Origin of the sequence: Microbulbifer sp. SAOS-129_SWC (assembly GCF_039696035.1) — a bacterium.
GTDB lineage: Bacteria > Pseudomonadota > Gammaproteobacteria > Pseudomonadales > Cellvibrionaceae > Microbulbifer.
Genome location: NZ_CP155567.1, coordinates 2678004 through 2695236, shown reverse-complemented (window position 1 = coordinate 2695236; position 17233 = coordinate 2678004). Strand labels below are relative to the sequence as shown.

The 17233-nt window shown below is 59.8% G+C and carries 8 protein-coding genes and 1 tRNA gene; 5 read left to right on the top strand and 4 right to left on the bottom strand.

Translation table 11 applies throughout. The features are described 5' to 3' along the window. Position 1: 1 nt before the first annotated feature. Positions 2–2323, bottom strand: coding sequence for a phage tail sheath C-terminal domain-containing protein (locus ABDK11_RS11695; RefSeq protein WP_346836690.1), 2322 nt, complete (start codon positions 2321–2323; stop codon positions 2–4). Positions 2324–3484: 1161 nt separating this feature from the next. Between ABDK11_RS11695 and ABDK11_RS11690 the strand changes: the two genes are divergently transcribed. The 3 genes from ABDK11_RS11690 (at position 3485) to aceE (ending at position 8090) form a co-directional block, all read left to right on the top strand. Next, a complete protein-coding gene (locus ABDK11_RS11690) occupies positions 3485–3967 on the top strand; it encodes an Lrp/AsnC family transcriptional regulator (RefSeq protein ID WP_346836689.1) in 483 nt (160 codons plus the stop codon). Between the two features lie 51 nt (positions 3968–4018). Then, positions 4019–5209 carry a methionine gamma-lyase gene (gene megL / locus ABDK11_RS11685; protein ID WP_346836688.1) on the top strand — a complete coding sequence of 397 codons (1191 nt, stop codon included), beginning with the start codon at positions 4019–4021 and terminating at the stop codon, positions 5207–5209. Between the two features lie 139 nt (positions 5210–5348). Further along, positions 5349–8090 (top strand): pyruvate dehydrogenase (acetyl-transferring), homodimeric type, encoded by a 2742-nt coding sequence (gene aceE / locus ABDK11_RS11680; protein WP_346840197.1) that lies wholly within the window; start codon positions 5349–5351, stop codon positions 8088–8090. A gap of 1103 nt (positions 8091–9193) precedes the next feature. Here aceE and ABDK11_RS11675 read toward each other — a convergent pair. Then, positions 9194–9270 (bottom strand) — tRNA-Arg (locus ABDK11_RS11675). 626 nt (positions 9271–9896) lie between these two features. On the opposite strand from ABDK11_RS11675, the gene ABDK11_RS11670 reads away from it, so the two are divergent. Both ABDK11_RS11670 and ABDK11_RS11665 read left to right on the top strand, forming a co-directional pair. Continuing rightward, positions 9897–11432 carry an oligopeptide:H+ symporter gene (locus tag ABDK11_RS11670; protein WP_346836687.1) on the top strand — a complete coding sequence of 512 codons (1536 nt, stop codon included), beginning with the start codon at positions 9897–9899 and terminating at the stop codon, positions 11430–11432. Positions 11433–11958: 526 nt separating this feature from the next. Next, positions 11959–13860 carry an FAD/NAD(P)-binding protein gene (locus ABDK11_RS11665; protein ID WP_346836686.1) on the top strand — a complete coding sequence of 634 codons (1902 nt, stop codon included), beginning with the start codon at positions 11959–11961 and terminating at the stop codon, positions 13858–13860. Positions 13861–13912: 52 nt separating this feature from the next. Here the strand turns inward: ABDK11_RS11665 and ABDK11_RS11660 are convergent, their stop codons facing one another. Both ABDK11_RS11660 and ABDK11_RS11655 read right to left on the bottom strand, forming a co-directional pair. After that, entirely contained in the window at positions 13913–15337 is a 1425-nt protein-coding gene (locus tag ABDK11_RS11660; protein ID WP_346836685.1) for a heme-binding protein, read from the bottom strand. Positions 15338–15428: 91 nt separating this feature from the next. Next, complete coding sequence (locus ABDK11_RS11655) at positions 15429–17225, bottom strand: thiamine pyrophosphate-dependent enzyme (RefSeq protein WP_346836684.1); 1797 nt, start codon at positions 17223–17225, stop codon at positions 15429–15431. Positions 17226–17233: the final 8 nt, after the last annotated feature.

The window sequence follows — 17233 nt, the reverse complement described above, 5'->3', positions numbered from 1 at the left end:
CTTAAAGTGAGGGTTGCTCGAACTGGTGCTGAACGTGCAGGTGAATGAATTCGGCCGGGAATAGTGGTGCGAAGTAGACCCAGACATTCATGACACCGAGTGCGATATCGGTGGTTGAGGTCGTGGTCTCGTCGCAGCGCACGCGGTAGGCGTCATCGACCGTTGCGCCACGGAAGGCCTTCTTCTCGTAGAGGCCGTGCATAAAGGCGCGGCACATCATTTCGATATTGGCCCAGGTGACCCGGTTGTTCGGTTTGAACACGAACTCCTGCAGTGCCGCCTGCAGCGAGTTCTTGATGAAGTCAGTGGTCATGCGTACCGGGATGTAGGCGAAGTCGCGGTTAGAAAAATCGTCGTCGCCGGCCAGGGTGCGGACGCCCCAGCTGACGTTGCCGGTCGACTTGGCACGCAGCGCATTGATCCCGCGCGGGTTGATCACGCCGTTGTCGGCATCCGACATCGGGTATTCGAGCCCGGTAACGCCGACCAGCGGCGCGGACAGGCCGGCCGCGGCGTTCCACACCCCGAGCCGCGCCACCGTTGAGGCGATCACGCCCGCCATGGTGCCGGATGGATCGACATGGATCTGGGTGCGTCCCAGTGGCGTTCTGACTCGCGGCCAGAAGACGCAGGACACTTCGGGAATCACGCCGCTCTTGAAATCGATCAGTTGGGCTTTTGCGGTGACCTCGTCGACGGTCGACCAGCTGTCATCGTCGCTTCTCGGGTCCATGATCAGCAGGGCGTTCTGTTCGCGGCAAAAGGCGCTGGCGGCCCCCCAGATCGCGCCGCGCTGCGCATCAGTCTGTGCATCCCCGCGCGGCAGAATCAGCATATTGAAGATATCGACTTCGCGTGAAACCTTGCGGAACGCGTCCTGATAATTGGCGAGCAGCGGCGCGTGACCGTTGCTGCCCTGTTCGAGCGCGTAGGCCGGGTGGATACCCACGGCGTTGTCGAAATAGTCGATACCGGCAGTCAGGGTTGCCTCTTCAGACGGCGTCAGCATTCCGTCATTGCGGACTGCCCGCAGCCGGTAGCCGATCCGGCTGAAGTTCCAGATCCGCCCCAGCGGATCGGCGGCGTTCAGGGTTGCCACGAGACTGTCGAGGTTGGTGGCGAGGCTCGCCAGCGAGAGCGGTGTGCCGGCATCGCCGTCGTCCATCGGACTTGTTGCGCCGGCAATTCCCCACTCCAAGGCAGTCGTTAAGCTGCCGTCTGCGGTGCCGTCTGCGAAGTTGATCTCCCATGGCTGCGCCACCGCGGGCAGTAGACCCTCGAGCGGTGTATTGTCATCTGCCGCGTCGAAGGGCCGTGTAGTGACCCCGGTCATTGCCGGCCGGTATTGCGAGTAGAGGCCCACCTCCAGACCGCCTTGCAGGCTGCCCAGCGCCAGCGCCGCCGCGCCGTCGTTCTGCACCGCGGGCAGGATACGAATCGAGCGGGTGCCATCTTCACTGTTTACGGCGATCCGCAGCGCAAAGCCGTTATCGCCGTTGCCTGCGGTCACGTTTACCCGGGCGGAGAGAGAGCGGTTGCCGAGCGCATCGTTGATCGCGCTCTGGATGGATTCCTGGGTGATCGGATTTTCAAGCGCTACCTTCACCCGGTCGCGGCCGTCGATCTCGACGATAAACTGCGGCTCTCCGGCAATGGCGGCAAGGAAATCATTCAGGTCATTCTCATGAGCAAAGTAGAAACCGGACTGGCTGTAGACCAGCGCCTCGTTGTTTTGCGTTAGGTCGGGCGCTTCGGGCTCGGGAACCACACGCGTCACACGCACCAGCCGGGAAGTGCCATTCACGATGCGCTGCACGAAGTTCGATGCCTGGGGGTCCATGGACAGGCCGGTAAATGCCTCCCTGTCGGTCTGCCCGACACGATCCTGATCGTCGACCGTCATGCGCCAGAATGTCAGGTTGAACGTCAGCTCCGGGTCCGGGGTTTCGTAGTCGACCGAGACGCGGATCGCATCGCCCAATTCTCCGGGGTCAAGTGCCTCGATACGCAGCGTGTCCTCGCCGAATTCGCTCTTGATGACATAGTGCGCTGCGTGGGCCTGGTCGGCGGTACGCACCACCACCGCATCACCGAGGCCCGCCGTGAAGGCCTGGCGCATCTGTATGCCGAGCTCGCCGTAAGTCAGGTCGTCACCGAAGTGCTCGATATATTGTTCGAAACTGCGGATCGCAACGGGCGTATTGATTGGACCTTTCCGGGCCATGCCGATCGCGAGAAGTCGACTGGCAATTGCGCCGCGGGCGACAGACTGGCCGGATGGATGCTCGAAGGTGCGAACACCGGGGGATAATGTTATTGACATTATATCCACTTTGGTTTGTCGGGAAGTGGTGTGAATCTATCAACGTGGAATTGTTTGTGTCTAGGATTAATATCGATGTGGGCGCTTGTTTCATTTTATTAATCAACTCCAGCTTGACGGATTTAGTACGCTGAAGGTGTTTGTGTCCGGTAGTCGATTATGGAGTGTAATTTTTTTGATTTTATTTGTGGGTGCTGGCGGAAGTAATGTGAGCAATAATTTATTTTATTGGTGTTTTTAAAAAAATAATTAGGTTTTTTGCTTGAGTGATATTGATTTTTTCTGTGACCGTGAATGAAATATGTTTGGTTTTTATTTTTGGTGAGTAAGTTGGGAATATTTTAGTGGTTGGGTTTTATTGTGGTTTTTATGTTGATTTTTTGTGTTCAATATAAAGGATGAAGTTTTTTTGGCGTTGAGTGCGAAAGTAAATAATTTAAATTTTTTAGTTTAATTTTTTAGTTTTTTGTATCTGGTCTGTTTTGAGTGGAAGGGCTGTATCTGTTCTTTTTGGATTCAGATAGAAGGTGTTTTCCATTCCGCATGTGATAAAGAGTTTTTCTTTTTCGGGTTGGGTTTTATTTTTTTTGGTTCTCAATGCGTGATGTGCGTCCGATTTTCAGTGTCGATTTCGTCATAGTTTTAGGGTGGGTGAACATCCTGGTATTTATCTGCTGCTCCCGGCGTTGCCGGGTGATGTCAGCGGGATGTAATTGGTACGTAATTGAAAAGTTGGGGGAATACATTGGATGGCGCAGGTTGAAACGATTGTAGTGAGTCGCCGGTTGTTGCCGCTTCCTCTCTTCTAAGATCCACGCCGATGTGATTTATGCCGTGACCCCGTATGAGGTGGTTTTCTCTCTGTTGTAAGTCTCTGTCTCTGCACTTTCCCCGTGCCTTGGAGCCGGGCGCCGGGACTGCGTTCGCCGAAGCCTACGCGCAGCGAGTCAGCACGCTGCCCGATCGGCATTGTCCGCTCCAGCCGTCCGGTCACTCAGCCGGGTCACCCGCTCGGGGATAGCCGCCCCCACCTAACAATCGAAAAGCCCGACTGACCGGGCACAGAAGATTCTTCATTCCCGATCTCAAAATGGCCTTGCCTGTTAATAATATTAGGAATAATGTTCTGTTTGCCTAATTTAAATCTGCAAAGGTTGCCGAATGTTAAACTCAGTTTCGTCGCTGGATCGGCTGGATATCGCCATCCTGCGGGTCCTGCAGGCCGAGGGCCGGATCAGCAATGTGGAGCTGTCGGACCGCGTGCACCTGTCTCCGCCGGCGACGCTGGCGCGGGTCCGGCGGCTGGAGGAGCAGGGCTATATCAGCGGCTACGCGGCGATGCTCGACCGGGAAAAGCTGGGTCACGACAACCTGGCCCTGATCGAGATTGCCCTGGAGCTACACCAGTACGAGCGCATCGCCGAGGTGCTGGATCGCCTGGTGGCGATGCCGGAAGTCCTCGAGTGCTACCACGTTACCGGTGAGTACGACTACATGATCAAGGTCTCCACCGTGAACAACCGGGCGCTCGACCAGTTCATTGCTACGCGGCTGATACCGCTGCCGGGCATTGCCCGTATCCATACCAGCATTGTGTTGAAGGCGCTCAAGCAGACCACACAGCTGGATTTGCCGGAACCCTAGGCGGGCCACATACCTGTGCCTGTCTGATTGATAACGATAAGAGAGGCACCTATGTGGGAATCAAAAAATATCGAAACCAACACCATTCACGGTGGCAAGAAGTCCCAGGGCGAGCACGGACCGCTGTCGACACCGATCTACCAGACTTCGACCTTCGTCTTTGACGATGTGCAGCAGGGCGCCGATCGCTTTGCCGGCGAGGCCCAGGGCCATATTTATTCCAGGCTCGGCAATCCCACCGTGGATGAGCTGGAAGCCCGCATGGCGGTGTTGGAGGAAACCGAGGCTGCGGCGGCTTTCGGTTCCGGCATGGGGGCGGTTTCCGCGGCGATCTTCGCGCTGCTGAAGGCCGGCGATCACCTGGTCACTTCCCATCGCCTCTACGGCTGTACCTTTGCGCTGTTCAATCACCAGTTGCCGGCGCTCGGTGTCGAGGTCAGCTTCGTGGATCTGGCGGATGAGCAGGCGCTGCGCGCGGCCATCAAGCCGAATACCAAAGTGATCTACGGCGAGACGCCGATCAACCCCTGCCTGACCGTGATCGACCTGGATAGCATCGCTGCCGTGGCGCGCGAGCACGACAACATTGTTACCGTGATCGACAACACCTTCATGTCGCCCATCCTGCAGCGCCCGGCGACCCACGGTATTGATCTGGTGCTGCACTCCGCCACCAAGTACCTGAACGGCCACGGCGATGTGGTGGCCGGCATTCTGTGCGGGCCCGCCGAGCTGATCAATCACATCAAGATGACCACGCGCAAGGATATGGGCGCGGTGATGAGCCCGCACGATGCCTGGCTGGTAATCCGCGGTCTCAAGACTCTGCACCTGCGCGTGCAGCGCCACAGCGAAAACGCGCAGCAGGTGGCCGAACACCTGCAGGGTCACCGCGCCATCGAGAAAGTTTACTACCCCGGTCTGCCCGACCATCCGGGCTATCGACTGCTGGGCAAGCAGATGCACGGTGCCGGCGGCGTAATGGCGTTCGAGCTCAAGTGCAGCTTCGAGCAGGCGGTGGCATTCATCAACCAGCTGAAGATGTGCAAGCGCGCGGTCAGCCTCGGCGATGCCGAAACCCTGATCCAGCACCCGGCCTCGATGACACATTCCACCTACGAACCGGAAGAACTGGCCGAAGCGGGTATTTCCCGCACGCTGATCCGGCTCGCGGTGGGGCTGGAAAATGCCGAAGACATTATGGCGGACCTGGATCAGGCGCTGGCCAGTATTGGTGGCTAGCCGGCCGATCGGCGGCGGATGCTAAAAACAGCGGATAGTCGGCAGTGCGGGTGCCATTGAGCCGGGTTTCAATGGCGCCCGCTGCTGTTCTCCCTCCCAATTCTCCCTACCAGTGAACCGGAAATCGCACACCGTGAACATGCAACTTAATTCCCGCGACTTCATTGATGATCAGGATCAGGATCAGGATCAGGATCTGGAGCTGCAGGAGTGGCAGGAATCATTGGATGATATCCTGCGCCACCAGGGGGCAGGTCGCGCGCAGGAGATACTGCGCCTACTGCAGGAGCGCCTCGTGAGGGGTGGTGTGCCGGTTGCTCAGGCGCCTCTGAACACGCCCTATCGCAATACCATTCCGCTGTCTGAACAGCCGGCTTATCCCGGCAATCTCGCCATCGAGCAGCGAATCGAGAATATCATCCGCTGGAACGCAATCGCGATGGTCCTGCAGGCCGTCGACAGCGGGGCAGGGGTCGGTGGGCATATTGCCACTTACGCTTCCGCCGCCACCATGCTCGAGGTGGGGTTCAATCATTTTTTCCGTTGCCGCGACGCGGGTTACGGCGGTGACCTGCTCAACGTGCAGGCGCATGCGGCGCCGGGTATTTATGCGCGAGCCTTTCTGGAGGGGCGCCTCAGCGAGTGCCAGCTGCAGAATTTCCGTCGTCAGTTGCAGCCCGGTGGCGGCCTCTCTTCCTATCCGCACCCACGGCAGATGCCGGAGTTCTGGCAGGCGCCCACGGCCTCGATGGGATTGTCCACGCCCTCCGCTATCTACCAGGCTCGCTTCGCCAAATATCTGCAGGCGCGGGGCCTGAAACCGGATAACGGCGGCAAGATCTGGAATTTTATCGGCGATGGCGAGGCGGATGAGCCGGAAGTGCTGGGCACGATCAATATTGCCGCGCGCGAAAAGCTCGACAATCTGGTGCTGGTGGTCAACTGCAACCTGCAGCGCCTCGATGGTCCGGTGCGCGGAAACGGCAAGATCATTCAGGAGCTGGAACGCAGTTTCCGCGGTGCCGACTGGCAGGTAATCAAGGTGGTGTGGGGTAGTGGCTGGGATACGCTGCTGCAGAACGACCACCGTGGCGCGCTGCAGAAGCGTATGGACGAAACCCTGGATGGCGACTACCAGATGTACTCCACCCGGCCCGGCGGCGCCCAGCGCGAACACTGGGTGGAAAACTCGCCGGAGCTGCAGGCGCTGATGAGCAGCCTCACCGATGAAGAAGTGATGCAGATCCGGCGCGGCGGGCAGGACCCGAAGAAAATATACGCCGCCTTTGCCCGCGCCGCGCAGAGCACCGGCAGGCCGACGGTGATTCTGGTGAAAACGGTGAAAGGTGACGGACTGGGTGAATCGACCCAGGGCCGCAATACCGCGCACCAGAAAAAACAGTTTTCCGCGGAAGAACGTATCGATATCGGGCGCAAGCTTGGGATACCCCTGGCCGACGAAGCGCTGGCCCGCGCGGAACTCTACCGCCCGCAGGAAGACTCCGCAGAGCTGCGCTATCTGCGCGAGCAGCGCCGCGCGCTCGGCGGGGGCATGCCGTACCGGCGGGTGGAAGCGTCACCGCTGCAGGCGCCGGAAAGGGCGCTGTTTGATGAGTTCTATCGCGGCAGTGGCGAGCGCGCCCTGTCTACCACCATGGCTGTGGTGCGGATGATGGCCAAGCTGCTCAAAGACCGCAATGTCGGCAGGTATATTGTGCCCATTGTGCCGGATGAGGCGCGCACCTTTGGTATGGAAGCGCTGTTTCGCGAAGCGGGAATCTATGCGCACGACGGGCAGCAGTACCTGCCGGTGGATGCCGATAGCCTGCTGCCGTATCGCGAGGCGGCCGACGGGCACATTCTGCAGGAGGGTATTTGTGAGGCCGGCGCCATGGCGTCCTTCCTCGCCGCGGGTACCGCTTATGCCAACCACGGAGTGCCCACCATCCCGCTGTATATCTTCTACAGCATGTTTGGCTTCCAGCGTGTGGGCGACATGATCTGGGGCTGTGCCGACAGTATGTGCCGCGGCTTCCTGCTCGGCGGAACCGCCGGCCGCACCACCCTGAATGGCGAGGGCCTGCAACACCAGGATGGCCACTCCCACATTCTCGCATCCACCGTACCGAACCTGCGCAGTTACGATCCCGCGTTTGCTTACGAGCTGGCCATCTTACTGCGCGACGGGATTGAAGTGATGTACGAGCGCGGCGAGCAGGTCTTCTACTACCTCACGGTCTACAACGAGAACTACCCCATGCCGGCGATCCCCGAGGGCGCGCAGGCGCGTATCGAGGAGGGTGTGAAGAAAGGTATTTATCGATTCCGGCCGGCGGCCGATGTCGGAGCTGTGCAATCTTCCGGGCAATCTCCTGCCCGACCCTCGGTACAGCTGTTCGGCAGCGGCAGCATCATGCAGCAGGTACTCGAGGCCCAGACACTGCTCGCTGCGCGCGAGATCGCTGCCGATGTGTGGAGTGTCACCAGTTACACGGAGCTGGCGCGCGATGCGGAGCGGGTGGAGCGCCAGAGGCGGATGGCACCCGAAGACCAGCACGAATCCTACCTGGAGCAGGTGCTCGATTCGGTGCAGGGCCCGTTTGTGGCATGCACGGATTATATGCGTGCGCTGCCGGCCAGTATTGCGCGCTGGGTGCCGGGCTATTTCGTGCCGCTGGGCACCGATGGGTTTGGTTTGAGCGAATCGCGCGCGGAACTGCGCAAATACTTTGAGGTGGACGCCGCCAGCATTGCCTATGCCGCGCTTGCTGCGCTCTATCGGCAGGGCGATATCCATGCCGATGCGCTCCGAGCGTTTGGAGAGGAATTGGGCGTATTCGACGAGTTTATGTGTGCAGCGGATGGTGAGTTTCTCGGCTGAGGTGTGGGGTGAGAGACCGCGAAGCTGGTTGCTCTTTAAGTAGGTGCTTTCGTCCGCCCCCGCACGATAAAAAAGCCTTATCCATGCGGATGGGGTTGTGCTGTCTGCGGGGAGGATGGATTCAAAAACGCCGGGGCGTTTTTGACCCTGCGGGCTCACTCCGTTCGGTCTCAACTCGCTTGCGCGAGTTGATCGAACCTGGGGAGGTTCGTCCACCGCCCGAGCGTGCCATACAAGAAGCCTTATCCATGCGGATGGGGATGTGCTGTCTGTGGGGGAGGATGGACTCAAAAACGCTGGGGCGTTTTTGACCCTGCGGGCTCACTCCGTTCGGTCTCAACTCGCTTGCGCGAGTTGATCGAACCTGGGGAGGTTCGCCCACCGCCCGGGCGTGCCACACAAGAAGCCTTATCCATGGAGATGGGGTTGTGCTGTCTGAGGGGGAGGATGGACTCAAAAACGCCGGGGCGTTTTTGACCCTGCGGGCTCACTCCGTTCGGTCTCAACTCGCATGCGCGAGTTGATCGAACCTGGGGAGGTTCGCCCACCGCCCGAGCGTGCCATACAAGAAGCCTTATCCATGCGGATGGGGATGTGCTGTCTGTGGGGGAGGATGGACTCAAAAACGCCGGGGCGTTTTTGACCCTGCGGGCTCACTCCGTTCGGTCTCAACTCGCGTGCGCGAGTTGATCGAACCTGGGGAGGTTCGTCCACCGCCCGAGCGTGCCATACAAGAAGCCTTATCCATGGAGATGGGGTTGTGCTGTCTGAGGGGGAGGATGGACTCAAAAACGCCGGGGCGTTTTTGACCCTACGGGCTCACTCCGTTCGGTCTCAACTCGCTTGCGCGAGTTGATCGAACCTGGGGAGGTTCGTCCACCGCCCGAGCGTGCCATACAAGAAGCCTTATCCATGGAGATGGGGTTGTGCTGTCTGAGGGGGAGGATGGACTCAAAAACGCCGGGGCGTTTTTGACCCTACGGGCTCACTCCGTTCGGTCTCAACTCGCTTGCGCGAGTTGATCGAACCTGGGGAGGTTCGTCCACCGCCCAAACGCGCCATACAAAAAAGGCCCCATCCGTGCGGATGGGGCCTTTTTTGTATGGCGCGCTCGGGAGGATTCGAACCTCCGACCGCCTGGTTCGTAGCCAGGTACTCTATCCAGCTGAGCTACGAGCGCGTTGAGGCGGCGAACTTTAATGAATCGTTGGGATCCCGTCAATATTAATTTGGAAATTGATACAAAAATCAGGGGCTTAGCGGTTTGCCTGGTGCGCCACCCGCAGGGGCCGGTCCCGTGACTTCCGCAGGGGTATCCTGGGTGGGTGGGGAGATGCCGGGCTTTCGGGGGATTGGGATTGATGGCGTGGTGATGGTCTGTCTGCTTTTGATACGCGGCGCGTTTGGGAGGCCATCTGCTGGAGGCAGGGCGGGGCCGGCGCAACTGGGGTGTGTGATTTTTACGCGGTTATTTACATTTTTTAACACTGTCAAAGTCGGCCTGTGATCCGAATTTGAATAATGGTATGGCGGCGTGGCCGGCTGCAGACGCTAGGTTGTCAGACTGCCCGAATGGCGGGGGATCGATCGACATCCGCGCCTCAATATGCGGGCAACCGCACCGAATTCCCGTCCTGTAACGAGGGCGAATTTCGACTCTCGGGTTAGCCGGGGTCACGTTTGTTCCGGGTTAAATATTTGCAAAATCTTGCGATTCGCATACATTGCTGCCCACCAGTCGCAATTTTAAAAAGATGACTTAACAGTCGCGGCGGCAAAGTAGAACAAATATTAGGCAGTACCCGCATGACGAAACAACTACCTTCTTATTCGCAAACAAGATCGTTTGCGACAGTCACACTCATCGAGCTCTGGGAGCGCTTCGGCTACTACGGTATGCAGGCGCTGATCGTGTACTTTATGGTGCAACGCCTGGGCTTTGACGACAGCCGCGCGAACCTGGTCTGGTCCGCCGCTGCAGCGCTTATCTATGTCGCACCGGCCATCGGTGGCTGGGTCGGCGACAAGGTGCTCGGTACCAAGCGCACCATGTTCCTCGGTGCCGGTATCCTGAGTCTCGGCTACGCGCTGATGGCGGTGCCAACGGAAAATGCCAGCTTCCTGTTTGCCGCGCTCGGCGTGGTCGTGGTTGGTAACGGCATGTTCAAGCCGAATGCCGGCAACCTGGTACGCAAGATTTACGAGGGCGACGATTCCAAAATCGATAGCGCCTTTACCATCTACTACATGGCAGTGAATGTGGGCTCCACTTTCTCCATGTTGCTGACCCCGTGGATCAAGGATCACTTTAACCAGGCCTGGGGACACGAACTGGGTTGGCACGTGGCGTTCGGCGTCTGCTCCGTGGGCCTGGTGGTTGGTCTGGCCAACTACCTGCTGATGCGTATGGCCCTGGCCCATTACGGTTCCGAACCCGATGAGCAGCCGCTGGACAAGAAGAAACTGCTGGCGGTGCTGGGCTGTTCCGTGCTCGCCATTATCGGTTCCACCATCGTGCTGGAATACCAGTCGGTTGCCCGCCTGTTTGTCTACGTGGCCGGTTTTGTGGTGCTCGGCATCTTCGTCCACCTGATTCGCAGCAGTGTCGAAAGCGAGCGCGCTGGCCTGATTGCGGCGCTGGTGCTGACCCTGCAAACCGTATTCTTCTTTATCTTCTACCAGCAGATGTCCACCTCGCTGGCGCTGTTCGCACTGCGTAACGTGGACTGGAACTTCCAGCTGTTCGGCCACCATCTGTGGACCTGGTCGCCGGCCCAGTTCCAGGCCCTGAACCCGATCTGGATCATGCTGCTGAGCCCGCTGCTGGCGTGGGTTTACAACTGGGCCGGTCGTCGCGATAAGGATATTTCCATCGCGGCCAAATTCGCCCTGGGCTTCTCCGTTGTGGCGGTGGGTTTCTTCACGTACGGCGTGGCCGGTCACTTTGCTGTCAACGGCAAGACGTCTTCCTGGGTGATGATCATCGGTTACGGCTTCTACTCCCTGGGTGAGCTGCTGGTCAGCGGCCTGGGCCTGGCGATGATTGCCCGCTATGTGCCGGCGCGTATGGGTGGCTTTATGATGGGCGCTTACTTCGTGGCCGTGGGTATCTCCCAGTATCTGGGCGGTGTGGTCGCCAACCTGGCGAGCATTCCGAAGGGCATTACCAACCCGCTGGAATCGCTGCCCATTTACACCGACCTGTTCAACAAGCTGGGTGTGGCCGGTCTGGTTGCCACCGGTATCGCCCTGGCGGCGCTGCCACTGATGAGCAAGTTGACCGCCAAACACCACCACCACAATGGTGGTGCGGATATGGCGCCGGCCGAGGCAGCTTCCTGATCGCTGCTTAATCGCCGGGCGCTAAGCCTGTGGCCCGCTGCCGTGTGGCAGCGGGCTGACATTACGGGAGCCTCGACCGAGGCTCCCGTTTTTATATCCCTCCGATAAATCCCCGACATCCGGTGCGCCTGTGCTGGTGGTGTTTGTCGCTGCGAATCCAGTCTCTCTACCGCCCTGATGGAAACGGCCCGGATGAATATCGCAGTGCGAATTTCATGCCGGCGTATCTTTATCTTTTTCTGCAATGACGCGATTCCTGCGACGCAGTTGAATTCCGGCTATTTCCAATTCCGTTGATGGGGTCGGCGCCTTCCAATTGCTTGCCGGCCATGACCGGTTGCCGTATCCGCGTCAGGTCTCGCAAGTGGTGTGCTCATTCGAATGGGATTCTCTACGAGCCGAGCCAATACCGGGGTGACTCACCGACGCTGATCTGGAGGCGACTTTGGCAAAGCCTTAGTATGAGGTGTGTAGTGCATCCAGCGTGCACTGAGGTATTGCTGTAACTGATTACTGGATTGTCGATATGAACAATAAAAAGAAACAGGCCGAAACCCTGGGGATGGACAGCGCGATTACCCGCCGGGATTTTGTCAATGGCGTGTTGGCGACTGGTGCCATGGCGCTGTGCGGTATATCGGGGCGAGTAAGCGCCAAGTCCGCTGCCGCTGGAGATGCCAGGCCGAGCTGGGATCCGTGGACCGGCTACGGCGGTGTCGGCGATTACGCGAAATCCAATGGCAATACCTATGCGGTGATGCAGGCCGCGCACCGGATTCGCGACAACAGCTGGCCGCAACTGCCGGCAAGTGATAAAACCGAGCACTATGATCTGGTCATCGTCGGCGGTGGACCGGCCGGTTTGCTGGCCGCCTATGAATTCCAGAAACTGACCGGCGGCAAGAAGCGCTGCCTGTTGCTCGACAACCACCCCATCTTCGGCGGTGCTTCCAAACAGAATGATTTTGTCGTTGACGGCGTTCCGCTGACCGGTCCGCAGGCGGCCAATGATTTCGCCGTTCCGGCGCCGGGTTCCGGTACACAGCTGGATCAGCTGTTCACGGAACTCGAGCTGCCCCGTGAATACGATTTTATTCAGCCCTCGGAGAGCCAGGGCGGCATTCGCCTGTCGACAGACAACTACACCAACATGGATGGTATCGGTGAGAACTTGGTCGATGTGGGCTATTACTTCGGCGTGGCTGAAGGCGCCGAATCTCCCTATCTCAGTAAAAATATCTGGGCGGACAAACTGCAGCGCACCCCGTTTGGCGCGGCGGCGCGGCGCGACCTTTTGGCCTGGCGGGCGAACAAGGGTGGTCGCGCGGGGCTCGACGATTTCAAGCTCGACAACATGAGCTACAGCCATTTCATTCGCCAGGTCAAAGGCTACGACCAGGCGGTGCTCGACATGTCGCGGCCGCTGGTGGGCCTGCTTACGGGCCTGAGTCCGGATGTGGCCTCGGCGCGCGAAGCCAGCCACTTCGTGATGCACCTGAATAAATCCATCCCGTCATTCCCCGGCGGCAACAGCGCCTTTGCCCGCGCGCTGGTGCGCAAGATGATTCCCGGGTCTATCGAGGGTGATGGTTTCGCCGACCTGTTGCACGGACCGGTAAATTTCGCCGCGCTGGATCGGGCCGATCAGGCCACCCGCGTTCGTATGGCGGCGACGGTGGTGAAAGTGCAACACCGGAATGGCGATCACGACAGCGATCGGGTTGAGGTGGCTTACGAGCAGAACAACAAGCTGCATAGAGTCAGCGCTGGCCAGGTAATCATGGCCAGCGGTGGCTGGGTCAACCGGCATGTGCTTACCGATATGCCGTCCGCGATTCACGACGCCTATCAGGAATTCATTCACGCTCCGGCCCTGGTGATCAATGTGGCGCTGACCAACTGGCGTTTCCTGGCGAAAATGGGCGTTGGTGCCGTGCGCTGGTTTGACGATGAGCACCAGCTGGGTTTCTGCGGCAATATCCGCGCGCCGATGCAGGTGGCCGGCCACACACCGCCGATGGACCCTGACAAACCGACACTGTTTACCCTCTATATGGGTCTGTACCAGCCCGGTGAAATGGATGCGCGCAGGCAGACAGTGGCAGGGCGTATGCGCCTGTTCAGCACCAACTATACGGACTACGAGTTGATGCTGCGCCAGCAGATGAGCCGAATGTTCAGTGCCTATGGTTTCGATGCCAGGCGGGATATTGCTGGCATAGTGCTGAATCGCTGGGGCCACGCGCGCCTCGCGCGCCCCGCGGGCTTTATGATGCGCGCGGACCATTCCGTCAATCCGCTGGAGGTCGTCAAACAGGGGTACGGGCGCATTATCATTGCGCACTCGGAACTGAATGGCGCCCAGAATGTGATCGGGGCGTTTGAGCACGGTGCCCGCGCGGCCCAACAGGCCGCCGCGCGGGTATAGAAGAAGCCCCGCTCGCCGCACTCACGGCCTGTGCCGGGAGTGCGCCTGCGCTTTACGAACCGGAGACTTTGGTCAGTGTATTGGTCGTGATATGCGGGAAGCTGATGGTCTTGCCGTTGATGGGCATCGCCATGGTGATGGATTGGGAATACTGCAGCTGGGTGAAGTTGGGGCTGTTGTCGAAGGCTTCCAGCCAGTAGGTGCAGTCGTACTGGGTGACGTTGGCATGTTCCTGCTCAAACCCGATGTTGGTCACCGCGCCCCTGTCGCTGCTGTTGTCACCGCACATGCTCAGCGCGATGTACTTGGTGCAGGGCCGTGTACCTAACGCATTCTTCAGCGCCAGGTTGGGGTCCTTGGTCAGGGCGGGGTGGGGGTTGCTGACCGGATCCTGCGTTTCATACTGCTCGGTGTCGACGCCGGTTGGCAGTGGCGAGACCGCGGGTATGTCGGGGACCCCATTGCCGTTATTACCCGTATCGCTGTAGTTGCCGAGCGCGAGAATGGAATTGCCGTGCGGGACCGATACCTGTTTCACCAGGTTATACTTTTGCGTCGGTGGCGTGCTGCCCTGGACCGCCATATCGCCGAGGCCCGGATTATCGCCATTGCCATAGGGGCCCAATGGCTGCTCGGTATCCACCAGGTAGAGCAGGGAACCGTTTTCCGCGTGCACCAGGGCATCCTTGTTGGGGCCCTCGGCAAAATACACGCGCTGCTCGTAGAACAGCGTATAGGCCACCTGCTGGCCCTTGCCGCCGCGATTGGGGGCGTTACCGTGGATGGCGGTAAAGGTGAGCTCTTCGTAGTAGCGGAAATTCTTCAGGATATAGCCGGAGGGTGACGACGGATCCATTTGCGGCAGCGGCATCACATTGTACGAGTAGGGCGAATCCGGCCCGCCGCTGTCCGAGTCGGGCTGGTTCTGGTTGGTCCAGGTGCCAATCAGGTGCTGCAGCGGGCCCAGCGCCGCGGTGGGGACTTCCGGTGACATCTGCGCCGGGTCGCTGACCAGTGGTTGCGAGAGATCCGCCTTGGTATTGGTGTTGGCATACACCGCGATTTCTACGTCGATGCTGCCTTCATTGTCGGTGAGCCCGGCACCGTATTGGCCGGTCAGGTCGTCGTTGATGCACAGCTCCAGCATGCCGCCTTTTTCCGACAGAATACGGTAAGTGCCGTCGCCGACCAGGAACGGGGTGCCGTCAAAGCGGGCGACCAGCGCCCCTATAGGCGCACCGGGAACCGGGTAGCTGGTGTAGTCGGCCGGCACCGTGGTGCCGGGGTCGCCATTGGCATCGTACAGCTGGCCGTGATTGCGGTTGGGATCGGCTGTCCATTTGCCGCTCTGGAAGGCAATGGTTACTTCGATTCCGGGAGGGACGGTCACCTGGGTTGGCTGCCAGGCCTGGTTGGCCTGCACGGTGGCGACCCGGGTGCTGCTGTCGTTGGAGCTCAACAGGGCAAGTGTGCTCATTGGATTTTTCCTGTATTGGTGTGGGGAGCACCGAACGGCTTATCGGGTGATATCCGTCCGGTGCACTCTTCCTTGTGCGAACAACACCTTGTCAAAAGACATCTCCGGGCGGCCAGTAGTCATTGCCGACTTCGTCTTCGCCCACTGTATGATCGACGGCCTGGCGCAGTGCTCCGGGAATATCGGTTTCCGGAACCTGGATAGTTACCAGGAAACGGTCCTGTGGTTTCTCGCGGATCTCGACCAGAACCTGCGCCAGCTCGTCCGCACTGCCCACCGTGCGCCCGAGGCCGCCAAACGCCTCGGCGAGCCGGTCGAAGTTCCACGCGGGTAACTGGTTATAGGCGTAGGGCTTGTTGAGAATGGTGTTGGGAGGACCGTATTCATCCGGCGGCTTGCGGAACGGATTGGGGTTCACGATGTACTGCTCGACGCCGTAGATGCCGTTGGCCAGCACAAACACCACGGTGTTGTGTCCGTAGGCCAGTTGGTCCGACAGCGCCTGGCAGGTCTCGTGGAAGGCACCGTCGCCGACTGTCACCACAACCCGTTTGTCCGGGTGGGCGCACTTGACCCCGGTGGCGGCCGCCACCGAGTAACCGATCGACAGCCACGCGGCCTGCGCGACAAAGCTGTCGGCGGCGGGAACCCGGATAGGTTGCGCGGCGAGCAGCGGGAAGCCGGCGTCCACCACCAGAATATCTTCTTCACTCAGCCAGGGCTCCAGCGCCTGGAAGAAGCGGTCGTAGCCGAGCGTGTCTGGCGCCGCCGCTTCGGCGGCGCTGGCAGTGGCGAGCTTGTCGGCAAGGCGCAGGCCGGTGACGGCGCTGGTGTCGGCAGCGACGGACTCCGCCAGCGCCGCGCCGAGTTCGCGGATAAAGCTGCCCAGCTCCACGCTGGCATAGTAGTCTGCACCACAGAGGACGCCGCCCTGCGCGGCCAGCGCGATATTGTCGCCGCGGATATTCTCGTCGCCGGTATCCTTGCCGATGGTCCAGGCACCGATCCCGACGATACAGCCGTCGTCACCCACCAGTTTGCTGATCTCTGCCTCGCTGAGCGTATAGCTGCCTTCGAAGTAGGGGTTGCCCTCGGAAATTACGCTCTTGCTCAGGGCGGAAGTGACAAAGCGGATTTCGCGTTCGGCCGGCAGTTGCCGGTTGACCTGCTCCAGCATCTGTTCGAATTCCGCCTGCAGGCCCTGGCGCTGCAGCTCGACGCCGGCCCAGAACAGTGGCTTGGGCTTGGTGCGCATCAACTCCACGGTGGCCTGTACTGCCTGCTTGACCGAGCTCACGGTAACCGAGGCGGGGGCGTCCACCTTGAGCTCCCTATGCGGCGCCGGGCACTGCGCGCGCCACAGGTCTTCGGCAATTTCCAGATAGGCGGGGCGCTGCTGGGTCAGCAGTGCCATCAGCGCCGAGTCAATCTGGTAGGGCGCCTGCCTGGCATCGATAATGCGCTCTGCGGCGGCGGTGATGGGGCGGAACATATGGATGTCCACCTTCTGGTAGCCGGTGGTGTGGGAGTAGAGCAGGCCGGCGTGCCGCTCGGTGGCATACTCCTTGTTGGTGGGCGCGCCGTTGATCAGCAGCACCGGCACCTGCTCGGTAAAGGAGCCGGCGATGGTATTCAGGATGCTGAAGGCCCCCACACTGTAGGTGACGTAAGTTGCGCAGATGCCCCTGGTGCGCGCATAGCCGTCGGCGGCATAGCCCGCGCACAGTTCGTTGGCATTGCCGGAAATGGTGATGGGTGATTTCGGGTCGCTCAAAATCGTATCGAGGAAGCCGGCGGTATAATTGCCGGCAACGCCGAACAGTTGCTCCACGCCCAGCTGCTCCAGGCGCAATTTCAGGTAGTCGGCGACGGTCGTTGTCTCTTGCATGATTGCTC